A 20,085-nucleotide genomic window follows, 5' to 3' on the forward strand; every position below is an offset into this window, starting at 1 on the left:
GCCCGCATTCTTACATAGATGTAATCGCTTATCCCATGATCGTGATGCGACTGTTCAGCTGAGATTTTCCCTCTCGCAGGCATACCGCCCTCTCCTTCTCCGCCGCCGGCTCAACGAAAAAATCATCGGGCATCTTGTATCGCATTATCTTACGATATATATCTTACGACATGACTAACGATACAAACCCTCACACTTCACAAGGAGAAACGATATGAGAGGTTTTAGAGACCGCATGTGCGGCGATGGCTTTGACATGGTCGAGGCTTATATCCTACGACATGGTCGAGGCCGTGAATCACACGGCGAGCACAGGAGAGACTTCATGAGAGGCTTCAAGGGCGGCATGTTCGGCGGCGGGTTCCGCACCGGGCGGAAGTTCGATGCAGCCGATCTGCAGCTCATCATCCTTGCCATGCTGTCCGAACAGCCGCGCCACGGCTATGAATTGATCAAGACTTTCGAGGAACGCTCCGGCGGCTTCTATGTGCCGAGCCCGGGCGTCATCTACCCTGCCCTGACCTATCTCGAAGAAACCGGCCAGGCCGAAGTCGAAGCCAGCGGCACGAAGAAACTCTACCGTATCACCGAAAGCGGCCAGAAACGCGTCGATGATAACCGTGATCTGGTGGAAGCCACTTTCGCCAAGCTTTCAGCAATCGGCGAAAAAATGGCGCGTGTCCGGCAGGTTTTCGGCGGCGAAGACGACGAAGGGCGCGACAGCCCGTTCGATCGTGACAGTGCCGGCGACGTCCATCGCGCCCGCCATCTTCTGCGGTCTGCGCTGCGGTCGAAATTTCCGTGGAACAAGGCCGAGGGTGCGCGCATAGCGGCAATCCTCGAGCGGGCAGCCGCCGATATCATCCGCGGCGAAACGAAGTCCGATGACTAAAGCATGTCACGCAAAACTGTGCGGCGGCTTGCGATAACGACCTGCGAAAAGCCAAGGGTCTAAAGCGCAGCGAGCTGATCTGAAAGATCACGACGCGCTTTGGGCGCAGGCGCTCAATTATCCGGCAATGTCAGGATGACCGGTCCGTTGCGGGTGGCGACGATCGTATGTTCGAACTGAACCGTGGGCGCCTGTGGATCGGCATAAAGCGTCCACGCATCGTCGCCGCCCTCCGCCCAGGTGGCGCCGAGCGACAGGAACGGCTCGACGGTGAAAACCAGGCCGTCCTCCATGATCCGCGTCTCGTCGGGGTCTGCCCAGGTCGAAACCTCGGCGGGCTCCTCGTGCAGCGAGCGCCCGATGCCGTGGCTGGCGAGATTGGCCACCAGCGTGTAGCGGTTCTTTTGCGCGAAGGCGCCGACGGCATGGCCGATCCTCGATAGCGGTGCGCCGCTGCGCACCTGGTTGAGGCCGACCCAAAGCGCCCGCTTGCCGTCCCGGCACAGGCGCTCGATCTTCGGCTTCACCGGCGGCACGGCGAAGGACGCGCCGGTATCGGAAAAGAACCCGTCCTTCTCGGCCGAGACATCGAGATTGACCAGATCACCCGCCCGGATCACACGCGGGCCGGGAATGCCGTGCGCGACCTCCTCATTGATGCTGATGCAGGTCGCACCGGGAAATTTGTAGACCAGTTCCGGTGCGGACTGCGCGCCGGCATCTTCGAGCACCTTGCGACCGATGGCGTCCAGCTCCAGCGTCGTGATGCCGGGTTCCAGCGCGGCCGCCATGGCCTGCAACGCATTGGCGCAGATGCGGCCAATTTCTTTCAGCTTGGTCAGTTCGTCGTCGTTCGAAATGATCATCCACGGCTTCCGGCGATATCGCGCTTGCGGCAACGGCTTGGCGAGAGGTGCAAGTCGTCGCTTTCGCCTCTTCGCCCCGTTCAGTCAATGCCTTTCTCGCGCCGGCGCGATTTTCGCTCTCCAAGACTTAATGCCGCAAGCAAATTTGAATCCGGATTCAACGACATCCCCATATCATTTGAATCATCTGCCGAAGCCCTTATCGTCCTGCTTAAAGACGCGGATCGTCGGCGAGCAATGCCCAGCGCTCGTGATCGCACCAGACGCCACCGATCTTCAGATATTTGGGGGAGAAGCCTTCCTTGCGAAAGCCGAGCCTCTTCACAAGAGCGATCGAGGGATAGTTCGCAGGCTGGATATTTGCTTCCAGTCGATGCAGGCCGACAGTATCGAAGGCATACGCCACGGCCAGCCGCAATGCCTCCGTCATGAAGCCCTGGCCGGCGAAACCCACCATGCCGTGATAGCCGAGAAAGGCGCTGCGGAAGCCGCCCCAAACCATCTGGCTGATGTTGATGACGCCGACGATGCCGCCCGAGCCGGCGTCGCGTGCAACCAGCCCTATGTTCGGCCCGGTGACCGTCTGGCCGAACCAGGCATCGAAACCGTCGCGATCCAGAAAGGGATAGGCCCAGGGCGCATGATGGGCGCGGCTGGCGATATTGGCTGCGATCAGCTCGTCTGCATCCGATTGCTTGACCGGTGCGATGATCACTTGCGGCATGGCTCGCTCCACCCTTGTTCGAGGGAGCGAGCCTTAGCAAATCGAATCCGAAATCAAAAGCTTCGGTGAAAGAACGGAATCATTTTCCGAACGGCTTCATTTCGCAGGTAAAGTCCGCCCCAGGCCATTACGCCGAGATAGACACCGAACAGCAAGTGCGAGAATACCGGGCTGCCGACCCGCAGATGCGCCGCGATCGCCCCGCCGAACAGGCCGGTGAGGAGAATCGCCCCCAGGACCGAGGTCCTTGGGATGGCATAAAGAATGGCGCAGCCAAGCGTGATGACACCAAGCAGCCGCGCAAGCGCCGGATCGGCGGAATAGCCCAGTCCAGCCATCGTCTCCGTGACCACAGGAAGCGGAATGAGCTTGATCACGCTATCGAACACAAGAAAGGCAACGATCAACCCGCTAAGGGTGACACCAGCCGCGCGCTGGGCTCGCGTTACCGCGGGCGAAAGTGAATCTGCTGCATAAGACATCGTCATATCCCCCGGAATTGAATCAGAAATTCAGATCTTTACCGCCAGCGCCGCAAGCTGGTCTGCGCACTGGCCCCACCCCGCATGGAAGCCCATCTTCTCATGTGCGTCGCGATCCTCGGCCGACCAATGCAGGACCGTCGCCGTATAGCGGGTCTTGCCGCCGCCGAGATCGTCGAGCTGGATCGTCCCCACCATGAAGGGTTTTGCCGACGGCACCCAGGCACTGGTGAAGGCATCGGTAAAACGAGACGTTCGTTGGGAACGACCTCCAGATAGATGCCGCTATTCGGATAATCCTCACCCTCTGGGCTGCGCATGGTGATGGAGCTCGAGCCGCCTGCGCGAACATCGAGGGCAGCAGCAGATGTGGTCCAGGGCAGCGGCGCGAACCATTGCTTCAGAAGTTCGGCCTCGGTCCAGCAACGGAAGATCTTCTCGCGCGGCGCGTCGATGATGCGGGTCAGCGAAAGCTCGTGGCGTTGGGTCTGCCCGGTCATGCTCCAGTTCCTTTCTTCAGCTTGAAACGGCCCGATCGGCCTATGCGCCAAGGACGTTGACGGTGGCCTCTTGCCGACAGCCGGAAAGCAAATTTTCGATTATTTTGCGGCAGCCGAGGCGCCCGCGCCCAGGCAGTCGAGCTGATGGCGAATATGAGCCGCCTCGGCCGGCGAGCGGGCGAGCGCAATCGCCCTGTCGAAGGCGACCCGCGCCTCCTGTGGACGGGCGAGCTGCGCCAGCAGACCGCCTCTCAGCCCATGAAAATAGAAATAGCTGTCGAGCTGCCCTTCCAGCGGCATAATCAGCGCCAGCGCCTCCTCGGCTCCCTTCAGCTTGGAGACGGCAACCGCACGGTTGAGCGTCACCACCGGAGATGGCGTCAGCTTCTCCAGCACCTGGTAGAGCAGGTCGATCTCCGCCCAGTCCGTGTCTGCAGCGCGTTTCGCTCGGGAATGCAGGGCGGCGATTGCCGCCTGTACCTGGTAAGGTCCGCGGCGGCGATGACGGATCGCCTTGTCGAGCAGAGCAAGCGCCTCATCGATCGATGTCCGGTCCCAGAGCGAACGGTCCTGCTCCTCCAGCAGAATGATCTGTCCGTCCGCATCGAAGCGCGCCGCCTTTCGCGATTGCTGCAGCAGCATCAGCGCCAACAGCGCCATGGTTTCCGGCTCGCCGGGAAAGATGCGAAGCAACAGCCGGCCGAGCCGGATCGCCTCGTCCGCGAAGGCGGCGGCCTCGCGATGCGTTCCGCCGGCGGAGTAACCTTCGTTGTAGATCAGATAGATCATGGCGCAGACGAGAGCCAGCCGTTCGTTCCGCTCGACGGCATCAGGCGTTTCGAACGGAACGCCGGCGGCCGCAACCCGCGCCTTGGCGCGGGTAATGCGCTGCTCCATCGCGCTTTCGCTGACCAGAAAGGCCCGGGCGATCTGCGGCACCGAAAGACCTGAGACGATGCGCAAGGCCAGGGCGATCTGCTGGGTCGCCGGCAGGTCCGGATGGCAGCAGATGAACAGCAGCCGGAGAATGTCGTCACGGTAACCCGAGCCATCGAGCCGTTCGGCAAGATCGCTCTCGGCGTCGCCAGTATCCGAAATCGTCTCCTCGTCCGGCAGGCTCTGCAGTCTCGCCTGCTTGCGCACCGTATCGATACCGCTGTTGCGGCCGACGAAAATCAACCAGGCAACGGGGTCGCGCGGCGGCCCCTTGTCGGGCCATGTCTTCAAGGCCCTGAGGCAGGCCTCCTGAAAGGCCTCCTCGGCAATATCGAGATTGCGGAAATAGCGCAGCAGTGCACCCAGCGCCTGCGGCCGCGCATTGGTGAGCGCGATGTCGATCCAGCCAATATCCGTCATGTCGCAACCGTCCCCGGCCTGAACACGTAAAGCGGGCGGATCTCGTAGGAGCCTGCACCCGGATTAGCTTCGGCCAATTGTTTCGAGAATTCAATCGCTTCGTCGAGCGTTTCGAAGTCGATGACATAGAAGCCCAGCAATTGCTCTTTCGTCTCGGCGAAGGGGCCATCGATGACGATCGGCTCGTTCTTGCCCTTGCGCAGCGTCGTTGCCGCTGTCGTCGGCATCAAACGCGCTACGGGGCCAAGCTTGCCTGCCTCGGCGAGCGGCGTTTGCACGGCAATCAGCCGCGCCATCGTCGCGTCCTCCTGCTCCTTGGACCAGGCGAATACAGTATCTTCGTCGTTGTAGCATAGGATTGCGTAGAGCATAGGGACCTTCCTCTCCATTAAAGACGAAGAAGTATCACCCGTGCCGACAGGTGACGTCAAAAAATTATCGCGGGAAGAAGCTAGGTATCGCTGCGCTTGATCGTCAAAGTACCCGCTTTTGCGTCAAGCTCCGCAACGGCACCGATCAATGCGCTCACCGGGCTATTCCCATGCCCGAGCGGCAGGCCACCGAGGACCGGCACACCAAGCATATCAAGATGTTCGCGCAGGATATCGATGATCGAGAAATTGCGGTCGAACTCGAAACCGGTGAACTGACCGATGGCGACCCCAGACAGGCCATTCAAATGGCCCGCCTTGCGCAGCATCGTCAACTGCCGGTCAACATGCCCGCGATACACGTTGACCGCTTCAAGAAGCAGGATGGCGCCGCGCAGATCCGGCAATGCCCAGCCGGCCGTCGTAGCGACCATATCGAGATTCCCGCCGATCAATCGCCCGGTAACCGATCCACTCGTCGTAAGATGGGATGTCGGCTCTTCCAGGCGCGAGTTGATGACGATGTCCTGGGTTGTCATCAGCACCCGGCGCAACGAATGGTTCGTTTCCGCACTGACGGTGTCGTCGTTCGGTCCGGCAAAAAACGCTCCGTGAATGCCGATCTGATGACAATGCTTCAAGAAACTGAGGTGCAATGCGGTAATATCGCTGAAGCCGACAACAAACTTCGGATCGCGCCTGGCGGCCGCAAAATCCAATTGATCAGCGATCCGATAGGATCCCTTGCCACCGCGTGTGGTACAGATCGCCCGAATATCGGGATCACGAAGCGCTGCATTGAAATCCGCCAGCCGCTCTTCATCGGTTCCGGCAAGATAGTCCCGCTTACAAAAAGCATGCTCGCCGAAATCGACGGTGAGACCCCAGTCTTTCAGCATTTCAGCATGTCTCAAAACCATGCCTCTATCGGGCGGGCTGGCGGGAGAGACAAAACGTATTCTATCGCCCGGCCTGAGTGGTGGCGGCATCAGCATCTGATTGAAATTTGCGTGATCCAATGATTCCATGCCACGATCTTGGCATGAAACGATGACATTCGTCAGCCTCCAACGAACGGCCAGCCCGTCAACCCAACAACGGGTTCAGGGTCGCTGCCTTTTTCGATGCCGGCCGCCTGGCCTTCACGTCAGCTTCGGACATCTTTGCAGCTTGCGCCCTGCCCTTCCATAGCGGCAGGCCGACGGATTGCGACACGACCGGATCAGCCGTGAAGATGGGATAACCACGCTCCAGCAGCCGCTCGAGAATTTCGCGATCCTTGCGGACATGCAGCCGAGCGAGATTTTCCTGATTGTAGACGTGTCCGCCGGAATCGGGATTGATCCCGGTGATGATCACTTCGGTCGCACCGTTATAGAGCGCGAAGAGCACGGCATTGATGCCATTCGAACATTTGTCGTCGGCGCCCAGCTCGCTGCATTTCACGCCGCCGACCCGGTCCAGAAGCGCCATGCGCTTGTACCGATCGACGATCTCAAGCCTGTCGTAACGGTAGTTGAACGCCTTCAGCCCCTCTTCCAACCGCTGGAGTTCCTTCCGCCACAGCAGGACGTAAAGCATTTTCGTGCGCTCCCCGTTCAGAACGCGGCGCACCTCGACGGCGTTGGTGTTCGTTCCCTCGATCTGGTTGAACTGGACGAGGGTGACGTCGGGGGTCTCGATCCCCCAGGCCTTCGTCACCACCTGCGAGCCATTGATGGTGATCACCCGGAAGGTCTCGTCGAAATCCGCGGGCTTATTAGACACCGGCGCGGATCCGACCACAAGAACAGGCCCCCGAAACGGTTCCGGCAGGACGGGCGGCTTTGGCCGGGACAGATGATACTTGATCTGTCTGTAGATATGCTTCTTCAGTTCCGTAAATTGAGCAGCCATTGCGCGCTTTGTCGTCTCCCAGAAGGCGTTGGTCCGATGAAGGATCTATTCCGCGAAGGGTGACTCGAAGCACCCACGGCGCAAGTATCGCTGCTCTCCCTTATATAAGCAAAATAAAGAAATCTTACACGACATAACCTGCGGTGAGGCATAGCCGGCTAAGATGGCCCTATCGTGTGCTCAAGGTACGCGCTACGGCGTTTTTCCATCCTTTCAGTTTGGCATTTCGCGTCCTGTCGTCCATGTCAGGCTCGAATCGCCGGTCGCGCGCCCAAGCCTTGGCGAAGCCGGCACGGTCCGGCCACACGCCGGCGCGGCTGCCCGCGAGCCACGCAGCACCGAGTGCCGTGGTTTCCAGAATGGTGGGACGGTCGACGGGCGCGTTGAGCAGATCGGCGAGCCGTTGCATCGTCCAATCGGAAGCGACCATGCCGCCGTCGACGCGCAGTACCGTGTCCTGGCCGCTGCCGTTGCGCCAATCCTTGTGCATGGCATCCAGCAGGTCGCGCGACTGGTAGCAGACAGCCTCCAGCGCCGCCCGGACGATTTCCTCAGGTCCGGTATTGCGCGTCAGCCCGAAAATGGCGCCGCGAGCATCCGGATCCCAATAGGGCGCGCCGAGGCCGGTGAAGGCCGGCACCAGATAGACCTCCTGCATCGGATCGGCCTTGGCCGCCAGCTCGCCGGAATCCGAAGCGCGCTGGATCGTCTTCAGCCCGTCGCGCAGCCACTGGACGGCAGCACCCGCAATGAAGATCGAGCCTTCCAGCGCATAGGTCGTTTCGCCGTTCAGCCGGTAAGCGATGGTCGTCAGCAGCCGGTTCCTGGAACGAACCATATCCGCGCCGGTGTTGAGCAGCGCGAAGCATCCGGTACCATAGGTGGATTTCATCATGCCGCGCTCGAAGCAGGCCTGTCCGATCGTCGCCGCCTGCTGGTCGCCGGCAACGCCGAGGATCGGGATCGCCGCCCCGAAAAGCGACGGATCGGTGATGCCGAAATCGGCGGCGCAATCCTTCACGTCAGGCAGCATCGCAGCCGGGACGCGCAGGATGTCGAGCAATTGCCTATCCCATTCGTTGCTGCCGATATTGTACATCAGCGTCCGCGAGGCATTTGTCGCATCGGTGACGAAGCTCTTACCGCCCGTCAGCCGCCAGATCAGGAAGGTGTCGATCGTGCCGAAGCACAGGTTGCCCTTGCCGGCGCGCGCACGGGCGCCCTTCACATTGGTGAGCAGCCAAGACAGTTTGGTGCCGGAAAAATAGGGATCGAGCAGCAGGCCGGTGTGGCGGGTGAAGAGCCTTTCAAGATCCTGGCGCTTCAGCTTCTCGCAATAGCTCGCGGTGCGGCGGTCCTGCCAGACGATCGCATTGTGGATCGGCTTGCCCGTCTCGCGATCCCAGACCACAACGGTCTCGCGCTGATTGGTGATACCGAGCGCGGCGATGTCCTTGGCCGTGATGCCGGCGGCCTCGATCGCCTTGCGGACGGTGAAGAGGACGGATGACCAGATCTCTTCGGGATCGTGCTCGACCCAGCCCGGCTTCGGATAATGCTGGGTGAATTCCTTCTGTCCGACGCCCGCAACCTTCATCTTGCCGTCGAAAACGATAGCCCGCGTCGACGTCGTTCCCTGGTCGATCGCCAAGATATAGCCGCTCATGCATTCCTCCCGCCTGTTGCGTCCCAAACCAACAGATACGCGAGCAAAACGAATGTGAAAAGAAAGCAAAACGAAATTTTTTATCGAAAAATACGCTCTTCCGTTCACGGCATCGTGGTCCTCGGGGACGCAAAAGAGTCTTGCGACGATGCGATTGCCATATCCGCAGGTTTGGGACTAGGCTCAAACCGCTTTTGCGTTGCAGCAAGAAGCTGCGCTGTCCAAGGAGAAGATCATGGCTAGAACAGTTGTCGTCACCGGTTCCACGAGCGGTATCGGCCTCGCCATCGCGACCGCCTTTGCCGCCAAGGGTGAGAATGTCGTCATCAACGGCTTTGGAAAGCCTGAGGAAATCGACGCGATCAAAAACAAGCTTGAGGCGTCCGGCGGCGGCAAAGTGATCTACCATCCGGCCGACATGACCAAGCCCGCCGAGATCGCCGACTTGATCGCCACAGCCAATTCGACCTTCGGCAGCGTCGATGTTCTCGTCAACAATGCCGGCATCCAGCATGTCGAGAAGATCGAGGATTTCCCGATCGAGAAGTGGGACCAGATCATCGCCATCAACCTGTCGAGCTCCTTCCACACGATCCGCACGGCGATCCCGTTGATGAAGGCCAGGAAATACGGCCGCATCATCAATATCGCGTCCGCCCACGCCCTCGTCGCCTCGCCCTTCAAATCGGCCTATGTCGCGGCAAAACATGGTATAATGGGTTTGACGAAGACGGCGGCACTTGAGCTTGCCGAGTTTGGCGTGACCGTGAATGCCATCTGCCCCGGCTATGTCCTGACCCCGCTCGTCGAGGCGCAGATCCCCGACACAGCCAAGGCACGCGGGATGACCGAGGAGCAGGTCAAGAACGAGGTCATCCTCAAGGCGCAGCCGACGCATGAATTCGTCAAAGCCGAAGAGATTGCTGCCTTGTCGATCTATCTCGCCAGCGACGAGGCGCGCCAGGTCACTGGAACACACGTCTCGATTGACGGTGGCTGGACCGCGGAATAACGATAGACGGTTAGGGCCGGTTTGGCGCCTGCGCATCCGGCCCCTGCCAACGAAAGATAATTCGGGAACGACATGAACGACAGCATCCGCTTTATCCTCAACGGCGAGGATATCTCGCTCTCAAATCTGCGCCCCACCGAGACGCTGCTTGATTTCCTGCGCCTCAAGCGGCGCCTGACGGGAACGAAGGAAGGATGCGCGGAAGGTGATTGCGGCGCTTGTACCGTGCTGGTCGGCCGCCTGATCGATGGCGGGCTTCACTACGAATCCGTCAATGCCTGCATCCGCTTCGTCGGCTCGCTGCATGCGACCCACGTCGTCACGGTCGAGCATCTGGCGGCCCAGAACGGCACCCTTCATCCGGTGCAGCAAGCCATGGTCGATTGCCACGGCTCCCAATGCGGCTTCTGCACGCCGGGCTTCGTCATGTCGCTCTACGGCCTCTGGCTGACGACGGAAAAACCGGGCCGGGCGCAGATCGAAAAGTCCCTGCAAGGCAATCTCTGTCGCTGCACCGGTTACGAACCGATCGTCAAGGCGGCCGAGCAGGTCAGCGAGAAGCGACCGAGCGCCCTCTTCGATCCCCTGGAAAAGACCAGGGCCGACATCATCGCCCGCCTCTGGGCCATGCAGAGCGCCGACACCATCACCATAGCCGAGGGCGAGGATCGCCTCATCGTGCCGGGTTCCGTTGCTGCCCTGGCACAGGTGCTTGCCGACGAACCGAAGGCGACCGTCGTCGCCGGATCGACCGATGTCGGCCTCTGGGTGACCAAGCAGATGCGCAGCCTCAACCCTGTCGTTTTCATCAATCATTTGAGCGACCTGCAGAAGATCACCGTTGAAGATACGGGCCTGACCATCGGCGCCGGCGTCACCTACAGCCGCGCCTTTACCGCCATTGCCGAAAAAATCCCCGCGCTTGCAGGCCTCATCAACCGCATCGGCGGCGAGCAGGTGCGCAACATGGGCACGATAGGCGGCAACATCGCCAACGGTTCGCCGATCGGCGATTCACCGCCGCCGCTGATCGCCCTTGGCGCCACCGTCAAGCTGCGCTCGGTGGCCGGCACCCGCAGCCTGCCGCTGGAGGATTTCTTCATCGACTACGGCAAGCAGGATCGCAACCCCGGCGAATTCGTCGAAAGCGTCTTCGTGCCGTACCCGGCTGCTTCAGCGCATTTTGCCGTCTACAAGATCACCAAGCGTCGTGACGAGGACATTACAGCCGTGCTGGGCGCCTTCCACCTGACGCTCGATGATGCCGACAAGGTCGCCGATATCCGCATCGCCTTCGGCGGCATGGCCGGCACGCCGAAGCGCGCCCGCACCGTCGAGGCCGAGTTGATCGGCAAGCCCTGGATGGAAGCGACCGTCACAGCCGTCCGAGCCGCCTTCGACGCCGATTACAAGCCGCTGACCGACTGGCGCGCCACCGCCGAATACCGACAATTGACCGCCAAGAACCTGCTCATCCGCTTCTATCTGGAAACATCGGGTGCATCGCAGGAGCTGAAGCGTTTCGAGGTGCTGGCATGATGAAATGTTTTGCATCCATTCAGCCGCATTTCACACGCTCCGCGCCGATGACGCTATCGGATCGCAGCAGATACCTCTTCGCCCTCCTCCCCGCTGGGGAGAAGGGAAACGGCGGAGGCTTGAACAATGGATAAGTCCACTTTCGAAGAACGCAAGGTCGTTATCAACGGCTCGATGCATGACTCGATGAAGCATGATTCAGCCCATAAGCATGTGACCGGAACCGCCGATTACATCGACGATATTCCCGAACCCGCGGGCCTGCTGCACGGCGCGCTCGGCCTCTCCGACCGTGCGCACGCCGAGATTGCCGCCATCGATCTTTCCGCCGTCAGAGCCTATCCGGGCGTCGTCTGGGTGTTCACCGGCGCCGATGTTCCCGGCGTCAACGACACCAGCTCCAACGGCATGCACGACGAGCCGCTGCTCGCCGAAACCAAGGTCGAGTTCCACGGCCAGCCGATCTTCGCCGTCATTGCGGAAACGCGCGATGCGGCCCGTCGCGCCGCTCGCCTCGCCAAGATCGACTACCGCGACCTGCCGCATTGGAGCGATATCGACGGGGCGCTCGCCAATGGCTCGCCGCTCGTTTACGAGCCGATGACGCTGAAGCGCGGCGAACCGGAAACCGAGATGGCCAATGCCAAGCATCGCATCAAGGCGCAGATGCGCATCGGCGGCCAGGAGCATTTCTATCTCGAAAGCCATATCGCCATGGCAATCCCCGGCGAGGACGATGAAGTCGCCGTCTGGTCGTCCACCCAGCATCCGAGCGAAATCCAGCACATCGTCGGCCATGTTCTGAACATCCCGTCCAATGCCGTCACGGTCAACGTGCGCCGCATGGGCGGCGGCTTCGGCGGCAAGGAAACCCAGGGCAACCAGTTTGCAGCGCTCGCCGCCCTCGCCGCCAAGAAGCTCGGCCGCGCCGTCAAGTTCCGTCCGGACCGGGACGAGGACATGGCTGCCACGGGCAAGCGACACGACTTCCTGCTGGACTACGAGATCGGCTTCGACGATGACGGTCGCATCCACGCCGTCGATGCCACCTATGCCGCCCGCTGCGGCTTTTCCTCCGACCTCTCCGGGCCGGTCACCGACCGCGCGCTGTTCCATGCGGATTCGAGCTATTTCTATCCGCATGTGCATCTGGTCTCGAAACCGCTGAAGACGCATACCGTTTCCAACACCGCCTTCCGCGGCTTCGGCGGCCCGCAGGGCATGGTTGGCGGGGAGCGCTTCATTGAAGAGATCGCCTATGCGCTTGGCAAGGATCCGCTGGAGATCCGCCGCGCGAACTTCTACGGCCAGCCGGGATCCGGCCGGACGCTCACGCCCTATCATCAGGAAGTCACCGACAACATCATCAACCGCATCGTCGACGAGCTGGAAGAGACGGCCGATTATCAGGCGCGGCGCAACGCCATTATCGAGTTCAACCGCTCCAGCCGCTTCATCCGCAAGGGGATCGCGCTGACGCCGGTGAAATTCGGCATCTCCTTCACCATGACTGCCTTCAACCAGGCAGGCGCGCTGGTGCATATCTATCAGGATGGCTCCATCCACCTGAACCATGGCGGCACCGAGATGGGCCAAGGTCTCTATACCAAGGTGGCGCAGGTCTTGGCAGACAGCTTCCAGGTCGATATCGACAGGGTAAAGATCACCGCTACCACGACAGGCAAGGTCCCGAACACCTCCGCAACCGCCGCGTCCTCCGGCTCGGACCTGAACGGCATGGCCGCCTATGACGCCGCTCGTCAGATCAAGGAACGGCTCGTCGCCTTCGCCGTCGAAAAATGGGGCGTCGGTGCCGGGGAAGTGCAATTCCTGCCGAACCACGTGCGCGTCGGCGATGTGGAAATCCCCTTCCCGGATTTCGTCAAGCAGGCGTACTTCGCCCGCGTGCAGCTTTCCGCCGCCGGCTTCTACAAGACGCCGAAAATCCATTGGGACCGCAAGGCCGGCCGCGGCACGCCGTTCTATTATTTCTCCTATGGCGCCGCCTGCTCGGAAGTGTCGATCGATACGCTGACAGGCGAATACCTGATCGACCGAACCGACATCCTCCACGACGTCGGCCGCTCCCTCAATCCGGCGATCGATATCGGCCAGGTCGAAGGCGCCTTCGTGCAGGGCATGGGCTGGCTGACCACCGAAGAACTCTGGTGGGATGCCAAGGGCCAGCTGCGCACCCATGCGCCCTCCACCTACAAGATCCCGCTCGCCTCCGATCGGCCGAAGATCTTCAACGTCCGTCTTGCCGAATGGTCCGAGAATACCGAGGCTACCATCGGCCGCTCGAAAGCCGTCGGCGAACCGCCATTCATGCTCAGTATTTCGGTGCTCGAAGCACTATCCATGGCCGTCGCCAGCGTCGCCGACTATCGCGTCTGCCCGCGTCTCGACGCGCCGGCAACGCCAGAGCGGGTGCTGATGGCGGTAGAACGGCTGAAGGGGATGTGATGCTTTGGGCGGCCGCCTGTTCTCCCTTCTTCGCAGCAAACTCCATTCTATCCTTCGCTCCTGCTCCGGATATTTGCCGCTGAACTTCTGACGGCTTTGCGGCCTATCGTAGCCGATTGTCCTCGTAACGCGGCTCGCGTCCGTCAAGGAAACCCAGATCGCGCTTCAGCCGGTCCGGTATCTCTTCGAGATCCAGGCGCGGCGACGGCTCGGCATGTCTGGCGAACATCTGCGCCAAAGATTCCAGAACGCGCGCCAAGCCCGTTGGTCTAGCTACCTCCATCTGTTCCACAGCATAGCAATCCATGACGACACCTCAATTCAATCAATGATGTGAATTGCACAGTGACGCGAAAAATGCTGGAATTCCAATCGAACTATCATCTGCATACATAAAGAGAACTTATCCATGAAGCTGTCGAAACGCTTCCCGCTGAATGCACTCCGCGTCTTCGAAGCGGCCGCAAGGCTCGGCAGCTTCACCCGTGCCGGCGATGAACTCGGCATGACGCAGACGGCCGTCAGCTACCAGATCAAGCTATTGGAAGAGACCGTCGGCGAGCCGCTGTTCCTGCGCCGCCCGAGGCAGATCGTACTGACCGAGACCGGAGAGCAGCTGGCGCCGAAGGTAGCCGAGGCCTTTGCCATGCTGCAGGACGCCATGGCTTCGATCAGCGGCGACGCCGAAACCACGCTCCTCATCCATTCGACACCAACCTTCGCATCGCAATGGCTCGCTCGGCATCTCGGCTCGTTTCAGCTCAAACATCCCAAAATTGCCGTTCGACTGTCCACCTCAGGCTCGATCATCGATTTCGCCCGTGAGCCGTCCGATATCGCCGTCCGTGCCGGATTGGGCACATGGCCGGGCCTGCGTGCGCACCTGCTGATGAAGATGACCTTCACGCCAATGCTGAGTCCGGCACTGGCCGAGACGATCGGAGGCGTGCACGAGCCTGCCGATCTGCTGAAGCTACGCATCATCGATGCCGGCGATCCATGGTGGGTTCAATGGTTCCAGGAGGCCGGTGTTCCCGACCCCGGCCTTCAGGGCAGACCGCGAAGCAGGCTGGGGGCGCAATCCTTCGAGGCAAGCGCTGCCCTGGCCGGCCAGGGCGTCGCAATTCTGACCCCGGAATTCTACGCGGAGGAGCTTGCCTCCGGACGGCTGATACAGCCTTTCGATATCCTATCAACCGACGGCGCCGACTACTGGGTCGCCTACCCGGAAAACAGGCGTCATACGCCGCGCATCCGTGCCTTTAGGGACTGGCTCCTCGCCGAATTCGGCCGGCCGCTCGAATAGAGCTCAATAAGCCATATCAGGCGCGTAGAAACAGCGCGGCGTGTTTTCGTCCGGAAACAGGCAGAGATGATAGGCGCCGTCGGGTGAGCGCATCGTCTTGCGCTGCGGCAGCGTGAAGATATGTGCATGCGTCACATAACGATGGTCGCCGGGATTGAGCGTCACTCGATAGCCGCCCGGAATGACGGTGACGGTGCGCGAAGGGATCATCTCGCAATCACCGCTCTCGCCGTCGCCGTTGCAGCAATAGGGATCGTACCTCCAGCCGGAAGGCGCATCATGCGCCAGGGCGGCAGCTGCAAAGAGAAAAAATACGAACGCCAGAACACCACGCATGGGCAATTCTCCGTCGAAATGGACGGCTGCCGCGGACACGGCCCGCTCCAAGCAGCCGAGGGCGTTAAAAACCGCCATATTCTGATCTAATGCGAACCGGACGCTCGACAAGGCCATGGCTTTTGACCGACGCGTCAAACTCTCCCCTTCCATCCGCCCCCAACATTTTGCAAGGTATCGAGTCGAAAGAGAAAAAGGGGAACTGAATGTATGAATACGCCATAGCGTGGGAATGGCTGGCCTTTGCCGCCCGCTGGTTCCACGTCATAACCGCGATTGCCTGGATCGGCTCGTCCTTCTATTTCATCGCGCTCGATCTCGGGCTGGTGAAGCGCCCGCATCTTCCGCCCGGCGCCTATGGCGAGGAGTGGCAGGTGCATGGCGGCGGATTCTATCATATCCAGAAATATCTCGTGGCTCCCGCACAGATGCCGGAGCATCTGACCTGGTTCAAATACGAGAGTTATTTTACCTGGCTTTCCGGCTTCCTGATGATGTGCATCGTCTATTATGGCGGCGCCAATCTCTTTCTCATCGACCGACATGTGCTTGACGTCAGCGTCCCCGTTGCCATCCTGATCTCGCTCGCCTCGCTTGTCGGCGGCTGGATCGTCTACGACCTGCTCTGCAAATCGCCGCTCGGCAACAATACCTGGGGCCTTATGATCGTGCTCTATGCCGTCCTCGTCTTCATGGCCTGGGGCTATACGCACCTCTTCACCGGCCGCGCCGCCTTCCTGCATCTCGGCGCGTTTACCGCGACGATCATGTCCGCCAACGTCTTCATGATCATCATCCCCAATCAGAAGATCGTCGTCGCCGACTTGATCGCCGGCCGCACACCGGACCCGAAATACGGCCGTATCGCCAAGCAGCGCTCACTGCACAACAACTACCTGACGCTGCCCGTCATCTTCTTCATGCTGTCGAACCACTATCCGCTGGCCTTCGGCACGGCCTATAACTGGATCATCGCGGCGCTGGTGTTCCTGATGGGCGTCACCATCCGCCACTGGTTCAACACGACGCATGCCCGCAAGGGCCGCCCGACCTGGACCTGGATCGTCACGCTCGTCCTCTTCATCGTCATCATGTGGCTTTCGACCGTTCCGAAGGTGCTGACCGGCGAAAAGGATGCCAATGCGGTCGCGCCCGCCTTCCAGCAATTCGCCTCGGACGCGCATTTTCCGGCCGTCAAGCAGATGGTCTCGACGCGTTGTTCCATGTGCCATGCGGCCGAGCCCGTCTATGAGGGAGTTGTCCGGCCGCCGAAAGACGTGAGGCTGGAAAATGACGCGGAAATCGCTATGCATGCCCGGGAGATCTATATCCAGGCCGGCCGCAGCCATGCCATGCCTCCCGGCAACGTCACCGAGGTGACGCCGGAGGAGCGCAAATTGCTGGTCGCCTGGTTCGAAAGCTCCGTCGGAGAAAAAAGCCAATGACCACCCTTCTGCGCGGCCGCCTGCTTTCCTTCAAGCGCGCACCGCAAGGCCTTGATGACACGGACAGCTATACTTACGAAAGCGATGGCGGCCTCCTGATCGAAAACGGCATCATCGCCGCGATCGGCCCTTACGCTACCATCAAGGCGCAGGCACCGGACGACGTGACCGAGGTCGATCACCGGCCGTACCTGATCCTGCCCGGCCTCATCGACATGCACCTGCATTTCCCGCAGATGCAGGTGATCGCCTCCTATGCCGCCAACCTGCTCGAATGGCTGAACACCTACACCTTTCCCGAGGAATGCCGCTTCGTCGAAAGCGCCCATGCAGAGCGCATCGCCACGCATTTCTATAACGAACTGATCCGCCACGGCACGACCACGGCCGTTGCATATTGCTCCGTGCACAAGACCTCAGCCGACGCCTTCTTCTCCGAAGCCATGCGCCGCAACATGCGCATGGTCGGTGGCAAGGTCATGATGGATCGGCATGCGCCGCAGGGGCTGCTCGACACGCCGGAGACGGGCTATGACGAGACCCGCGAAGTGATTGCAGACTGGCATGGCAAGGGCCGCAACCACGTCGCCATCACGCCGCGCTTCGCCATTACCTCTACACCGGCACAGATGGAGGCGACGGCCGCCCTCGCCCGCGAATTCCCGGACCTGCACATCCAGACGCACCTTTCCGAGAACCACGACGAGATCAAGTTCACGGGTGAACTCTACCCGGAAGCGATCGACTATACCGATATCTATGCCCGTTACGGGCTGCTCGGCCCAAAGAGCCTGTTCGGCCACGCGATCCATCTTTCCGAGCGCGAGGCGGACGCCATGAGCGAGGCCGGCGCGGTCGCCGTACACTGCCCGACCTCGAACCTCTTCCTCGGCTCCGGTCTCTTTCCGCTAAAGGCACTGGCACGCCGCGAAAAGCCCGTCCGCATCGGCGTCGCTACCGACATCGGCGGCGGCTCCAGCTATTCCATGCTCAGAACCATGGACGAAGCCTACAAGATCCAGCAGCTCCTCGGCGAGCGCTTGAACCCGCTGGAAAGCTATTACTATATGACCCGCGGCAACGCCGAGGCCCTCTCCCTCGTCGACAAGATCGGCACGCTGGACACCGGCACGGAGGCAGACCTCATCATCCTCAACGCCGCCGCCACGCCCGCCATGGCGCTGAAGATGGAAGTGGTGAAGAGCCTGGCCGAAGAACTGTTCCTGCTGCAGACGATGGGCGACGACCGCGCTATCGCCGAAACCTATGTCGCCGGGAAGCCTATGAAGTCAATCCTGCAATAAGGCACTCCGAACCCGCCGCAACACAATCCTCGAGAAGGCAGAGAGCTATGACCGCGCCGCTTACCATTGCCGAACTGAAGAAGCTCGCACAGCGGCGCGTGCCGAAGATGTTCTTCCAATACGCCGATTCCGGTTCTTGGACGGAGTCGACCTACAACGCCAACGAGGCGGACTTCGCCAAGATAAAGCTGCGCCAGCGCGTTCTCGTCGATATGTCCGATCGTTCGCTGGAAACGACCATGGTCGGCCAGAAGGCCTCCATGCCGGTGGCGCTGGCACCGACGGGCCTCACCGGCATGCAGCACGCCGACGGCGAGATGCTGGCGGCGCGCGCGGCAGAGGAATTCGGCATTCCATTCACGCTGTCGACGATGAGCATCTGCTCCATCGAAGACATCGCCTCCGTGACGAAGCAGCCTTTCTGGTTCCAGCTCTACGTCATGAAGGATCGCGACTTCGTCCTGAACCTCATCGGTCGTGCCAAGGCGGCAAAATGCTCGGCGCTGGTGCTGACGGCCGACTTGCAGATCCTCGGCCAGCGCCACAACGATATCCGCAACGGCCTCTCCGCGCCCCCGAAATTCACGGCGAAAAACGTCTGGCAGATGGCGACGCGGCCGGCCTGGTGCATGGAGATGCTGAAAACGAAACGTCATTCATTCGGCAATATCATCGGTCATGCCAAGGACATCTCCGACATGACGACGCTGTCACATTGGACGCATTCGCAGTTCGATCCCAAGCTCTCCTGGAGCGACGTCGCCTGGATCAAGGAGCAATGGGGCGGCCCGCTGATCATCAAGGGCATTCTGGATGTCGAGGATGCGAAGGCAGCCGTGGATACAGGAGCGGACGCCATCATCGTTTCCAACCATGGCGGTCGCCAGCTCGACGGCGCCCCCTCTTCCATCAGCATGCTGCCGAGGATCGTCGATGCCGTCGGCGACAGGATCGAAGTGCATATGGATGGCGGTATCCGTTCGGGTCAGGACGTGCTCAAAGCCGTCGCCCTCGGCGCCAAGGGCACCTTCATCGGCCGGCCCTTCCTCTACGGCTTGGGCGCCATGGGCAAGGAAGGCGTCTCGCTGGCGCTCGAGATCATCCGCAAGGAGCTGGATATATCCATGGCGCTTTGCGGCAAGCGCGATATCAAGACGGTGGATCGGACTGTTATCGCCGAGGTCTAGCGCAACCAGCCCGTCGCCAAGCCGACCGCCCATTCCTCGCGGCCTCTTTCCGCCGCGAGTTGGGCCATCACCCCGTGATCATAGGCCACCTGCCGGAAGATCGGCAGCCAGGTATCGCCCGTCTTTTCCAGAATGGCGTAGGAGGCAAAGGGATGGCCGGCCTCGACCTTGTGATAATTGGGCAGATCGTCGTCATAGGCCGGGCAGCCGACGCTGCCGGGGTTGACGATCAGGCGCCCATCGAAAAGCCGGACGGCTCGCGGAATGTGGCTGTGACCGCACAGGATCAACGGAAAATCGATGCCGGCAGCCAGCGCTTCGATCTCCTTCAGCGGCTTCAGATAGACGTGACCGTCCGGCGAGACGGATTCCAGCCAATAGACGTTATCATCGGCGGGGGTGGCATGGCAGAGATAGGCATCGTTCCGGTAGACCATGCTGAAAGGCAGGTTGCGCAGCCAATCGAGATGATGCTCAGCCAGCTCCGCATGAGCGGCCCGATCCGAAACATGCATCTTTTCCGGCTGCTGTTCGATCAGATACCGATCATGGTTGCCGCGAACCGTCACGGCGCGCAGCTCCAGCAGGATATCGGCAGTCTTTCCCGCCGTCAGTGGCCCGCTGAAGCAATCGCCGAGATTGACGATCTCGGCGATGCCTTGCCTGCGGATATCCTCGAGCACCGCCTCCAGCGCCAGATGATTACCGTGGACATCGGCAATAACAGCAAAACGCAA

The 20,085-nt window shown here is 60.8% G+C and carries 19 protein-coding genes and 1 pseudogene; 8 read left to right on the forward strand and 12 right to left on the reverse strand.

The window, feature by feature from the left end:
• The first annotated feature begins 325 nt into the window (after window positions 1-325).
• Complete coding sequence (locus AB8B29_RS10750) at window positions 326-892, forward strand: PadR family transcriptional regulator (protein ID WP_037194859.1); 567 nt, start codon at window positions 326-328, stop codon at window positions 890-892.
• Window positions 893-1,005: 113 nt separating this feature from the next.
• On the opposite strand, the gene map is transcribed toward AB8B29_RS10750, so the two are convergent.
• From map to glpK, 9 genes and pseudogenes are all read right to left on the reverse strand, one after another.
• Window positions 1,006-1,758 carry a type I methionyl aminopeptidase gene (map, locus tag AB8B29_RS10755; protein WP_047562592.1) on the reverse strand — a complete coding sequence of 251 codons (753 nt, stop codon included), beginning with the start codon at window positions 1,756-1,758 and terminating at the stop codon, window positions 1,006-1,008.
• A gap of 211 nt (window positions 1,759-1,969) precedes the next feature.
• Window positions 1,970-2,482 carry a GNAT family N-acetyltransferase gene (locus AB8B29_RS10760; RefSeq protein WP_037194864.1) on the reverse strand — a complete coding sequence of 171 codons (513 nt, stop codon included), beginning with the start codon at window positions 2,480-2,482 and terminating at the stop codon, window positions 1,970-1,972.
• 53 nt (window positions 2,483-2,535) lie between these two features.
• Complete coding sequence (locus AB8B29_RS10765; RefSeq protein ID WP_113118497.1) at window positions 2,536-2,964, reverse strand: DoxX family protein; 429 nt, start codon at window positions 2,962-2,964, stop codon at window positions 2,536-2,538.
• Between the two features lie 30 nt (window positions 2,965-2,994).
• Window positions 2,995-3,464: pseudogene (locus AB8B29_RS10770) on the reverse strand (SRPBCC family protein).
• A 99-nt stretch (window positions 3,465-3,563) separates the two neighbouring features.
• Entirely contained in the window at window positions 3,564-4,820 is a 1,257-nt protein-coding gene (locus tag AB8B29_RS10775) for an RNA polymerase sigma factor (protein ID WP_113118496.1), read from the reverse strand.
• Entirely contained in the window at window positions 4,817-5,191 is a 375-nt protein-coding gene (locus AB8B29_RS10780) for a YciI family protein (RefSeq protein ID WP_037194880.1), read from the reverse strand. Before AB8B29_RS10780 ends, AB8B29_RS10775 begins: the two co-directional genes overlap by 4 nt.
• Window positions 5,192-5,271: 80 nt before the next feature.
• A complete protein-coding gene (locus AB8B29_RS10785; RefSeq protein WP_439006481.1) occupies window positions 5,272-6,111 on the reverse strand; it encodes a S66 peptidase family protein in 840 nt (279 codons plus the stop codon).
• A gap of 166 nt (window positions 6,112-6,277) precedes the next feature.
• Window positions 6,278-7,087 carry a hypothetical protein gene (locus AB8B29_RS10790; RefSeq protein ID WP_047638685.1) on the reverse strand — a complete coding sequence of 270 codons (810 nt, stop codon included), beginning with the start codon at window positions 7,085-7,087 and terminating at the stop codon, window positions 6,278-6,280.
• Between the two features lie 169 nt (window positions 7,088-7,256).
• Entirely contained in the window at window positions 7,257-8,753 is a 1,497-nt protein-coding gene (gene glpK / locus AB8B29_RS10795) for a glycerol kinase GlpK (RefSeq protein WP_037194886.1), read from the reverse strand.
• A gap of 235 nt (window positions 8,754-8,988) precedes the next feature.
• Between glpK and AB8B29_RS10800 the strand changes: the two genes are divergently transcribed.
• From AB8B29_RS10800 to xdhB, 3 genes are all read left to right on the forward strand, one after another.
• A complete protein-coding gene (locus tag AB8B29_RS10800) occupies window positions 8,989-9,765 on the forward strand; it encodes a 3-hydroxybutyrate dehydrogenase (protein ID WP_037194889.1) in 777 nt (258 codons plus the stop codon).
• A 72-nt stretch (window positions 9,766-9,837) separates the two neighbouring features.
• On the forward strand, window positions 9,838-11,304 hold the full coding sequence (xdhA, locus tag AB8B29_RS10805) for a xanthine dehydrogenase small subunit (RefSeq protein WP_047638686.1): 1,467 nt from the start codon (window positions 9,838-9,840) through the stop codon (window positions 11,302-11,304).
• A gap of 126 nt (window positions 11,305-11,430) precedes the next feature.
• The gene (gene xdhB, locus AB8B29_RS10810; protein ID WP_047638687.1) at window positions 11,431-13,770 is read left to right on the forward strand and encodes a xanthine dehydrogenase molybdopterin binding subunit; all 2,340 of its coding nucleotides are present in this window, start codon (window positions 11,431-11,433) and stop codon (window positions 13,768-13,770) included.
• Between the two features lie 103 nt (window positions 13,771-13,873).
• Here the strand turns inward: xdhB and AB8B29_RS10815 are convergent, their stop codons facing one another.
• Window positions 13,874-14,077 carry a hypothetical protein gene (locus AB8B29_RS10815; RefSeq protein ID WP_047638688.1) on the reverse strand — a complete coding sequence of 68 codons (204 nt, stop codon included), beginning with the start codon at window positions 14,075-14,077 and terminating at the stop codon, window positions 13,874-13,876.
• 102 nt (window positions 14,078-14,179) lie between these two features.
• On the opposite strand from AB8B29_RS10815, the gene AB8B29_RS10820 reads away from it, so the two are divergent.
• Window positions 14,180-15,076, forward strand: coding sequence for a LysR substrate-binding domain-containing protein (locus AB8B29_RS10820; RefSeq protein ID WP_080760683.1), 897 nt, complete (start codon window positions 14,180-14,182; stop codon window positions 15,074-15,076).
• Window positions 15,077-15,079: 3 nt separating this feature from the next.
• Here AB8B29_RS10820 and AB8B29_RS10825 read toward each other — a convergent pair whose 3' ends face one another.
• Window positions 15,080-15,412 (reverse strand): hypothetical protein, encoded by a 333-nt coding sequence (locus AB8B29_RS10825; protein ID WP_047562946.1) that lies wholly within the window; start codon window positions 15,410-15,412, stop codon window positions 15,080-15,082.
• 206 nt (window positions 15,413-15,618) lie between these two features.
• On the opposite strand from AB8B29_RS10825, the gene puuD reads away from it, so the two are divergent.
• Genes puuD through AB8B29_RS10840 form a run of 3 tightly spaced genes read left to right on the forward strand, consistent with a single transcriptional unit; the run spans window position 15,619 to window position 19,348 of the window.
• Complete coding sequence (gene puuD, locus AB8B29_RS10830) at window positions 15,619-16,857, forward strand: urate hydroxylase PuuD (protein WP_047562574.1); 1,239 nt, start codon at window positions 15,619-15,621, stop codon at window positions 16,855-16,857.
• Window positions 16,854-18,161 (forward strand): guanine deaminase, encoded by a 1,308-nt coding sequence (guaD, locus tag AB8B29_RS10835; RefSeq protein WP_113118495.1) that lies wholly within the window; start codon window positions 16,854-16,856, stop codon window positions 18,159-18,161. The genes puuD and guaD overlap by 4 nt, the downstream gene beginning before the upstream one ends.
• A gap of 47 nt (window positions 18,162-18,208) precedes the next feature.
• The gene (locus AB8B29_RS10840) at window positions 18,209-19,348 is read left to right on the forward strand and encodes an alpha-hydroxy acid oxidase (RefSeq protein WP_113118494.1); all 1,140 of its coding nucleotides are present in this window, start codon (window positions 18,209-18,211) and stop codon (window positions 19,346-19,348) included.
• Here AB8B29_RS10840 and AB8B29_RS10845 read toward each other — a convergent pair.
• Window positions 19,345-20,085 carry a metallophosphoesterase family protein gene (locus AB8B29_RS10845; protein ID WP_113118493.1) on the reverse strand — a complete coding sequence of 247 codons (741 nt, stop codon included), beginning with the start codon at window positions 20,083-20,085 and terminating at the stop codon, window positions 19,345-19,347. The genes AB8B29_RS10840 and AB8B29_RS10845 overlap by 4 nt on opposite strands.

It is taken from the genome of Rhizobium sp. 11_C7_N12_5 (genome assembly GCF_051811145.1).
Lineage (GTDB): Bacteria > Pseudomonadota > Alphaproteobacteria > Rhizobiales > Rhizobiaceae > Rhizobium > Rhizobium lusitanum.

Bases quoted from the DNA above. Each gene is read 5' to 3' on its own strand.
- AB8B29_RS10750 (WP_037194859.1), top strand. From the start codon at position 326: ATGAGAGGCTTCAAGGGCGGCATGTTCGGCGGCGGGTTCCGCACCGGG.
- map (WP_047562592.1), bottom strand. From the start codon at position 1,758: ATGATCATTTCGAACGACGACGAACTGACCAAGCTGAAAGAAATTGGC.
- AB8B29_RS10760 (WP_037194864.1), bottom strand. From the start codon at position 2,482: ATGCCGCAAGTGATCATCGCACCGGTCAAGCAATCGGATGCAGACGAG.
- AB8B29_RS10765 (WP_113118497.1), bottom strand. From the start codon at position 2,964: ATGTCTTATGCAGCAGATTCACTTTCGCCCGCGGTAACGCGAGCCCAG.
- AB8B29_RS10775 (WP_113118496.1), bottom strand. From the start codon at position 4,820: ATGACGGATATTGGCTGGATCGACATCGCGCTCACCAATGCGCGGCCG.
- AB8B29_RS10780 (WP_037194880.1), bottom strand. From the start codon at position 5,191: ATGCTCTACGCAATCCTATGCTACAACGACGAAGATACTGTATTCGCC.
- AB8B29_RS10785 (WP_439006481.1), bottom strand. From the start codon at position 6,111: ATGGTTTTGAGACATGCTGAAATGCTGAAAGACTGGGGTCTCACCGTC.
- AB8B29_RS10790 (WP_047638685.1), bottom strand. From the start codon at position 7,087: ATGGCTGCTCAATTTACGGAACTGAAGAAGCATATCTACAGACAGATC.
- glpK (WP_037194886.1), bottom strand. From the start codon at position 8,753: ATGAGCGGCTATATCTTGGCGATCGACCAGGGAACGACGTCGACGCGG.
- AB8B29_RS10800 (WP_037194889.1), top strand. From the start codon at position 8,989: ATGGCTAGAACAGTTGTCGTCACCGGTTCCACGAGCGGTATCGGCCTC.
- xdhA (WP_047638686.1), top strand. From the start codon at position 9,838: ATGAACGACAGCATCCGCTTTATCCTCAACGGCGAGGATATCTCGCTC.
- xdhB (WP_047638687.1), top strand. From the start codon at position 11,431: ATGGATAAGTCCACTTTCGAAGAACGCAAGGTCGTTATCAACGGCTCG.
- AB8B29_RS10815 (WP_047638688.1), bottom strand. From the start codon at position 14,077: ATGGATTGCTATGCTGTGGAACAGATGGAGGTAGCTAGACCAACGGGC.
- AB8B29_RS10820 (WP_080760683.1), top strand. From the start codon at position 14,180: ATGAAGCTGTCGAAACGCTTCCCGCTGAATGCACTCCGCGTCTTCGAA.
- AB8B29_RS10825 (WP_047562946.1), bottom strand. From the start codon at position 15,412: ATGCGTGGTGTTCTGGCGTTCGTATTTTTTCTCTTTGCAGCTGCCGCC.
- puuD (WP_047562574.1), top strand. From the start codon at position 15,619: ATGTATGAATACGCCATAGCGTGGGAATGGCTGGCCTTTGCCGCCCGC.
- guaD (WP_113118495.1), top strand. From the start codon at position 16,854: ATGACCACCCTTCTGCGCGGCCGCCTGCTTTCCTTCAAGCGCGCACCG.
- AB8B29_RS10840 (WP_113118494.1), top strand. From the start codon at position 18,209: ATGACCGCGCCGCTTACCATTGCCGAACTGAAGAAGCTCGCACAGCGG.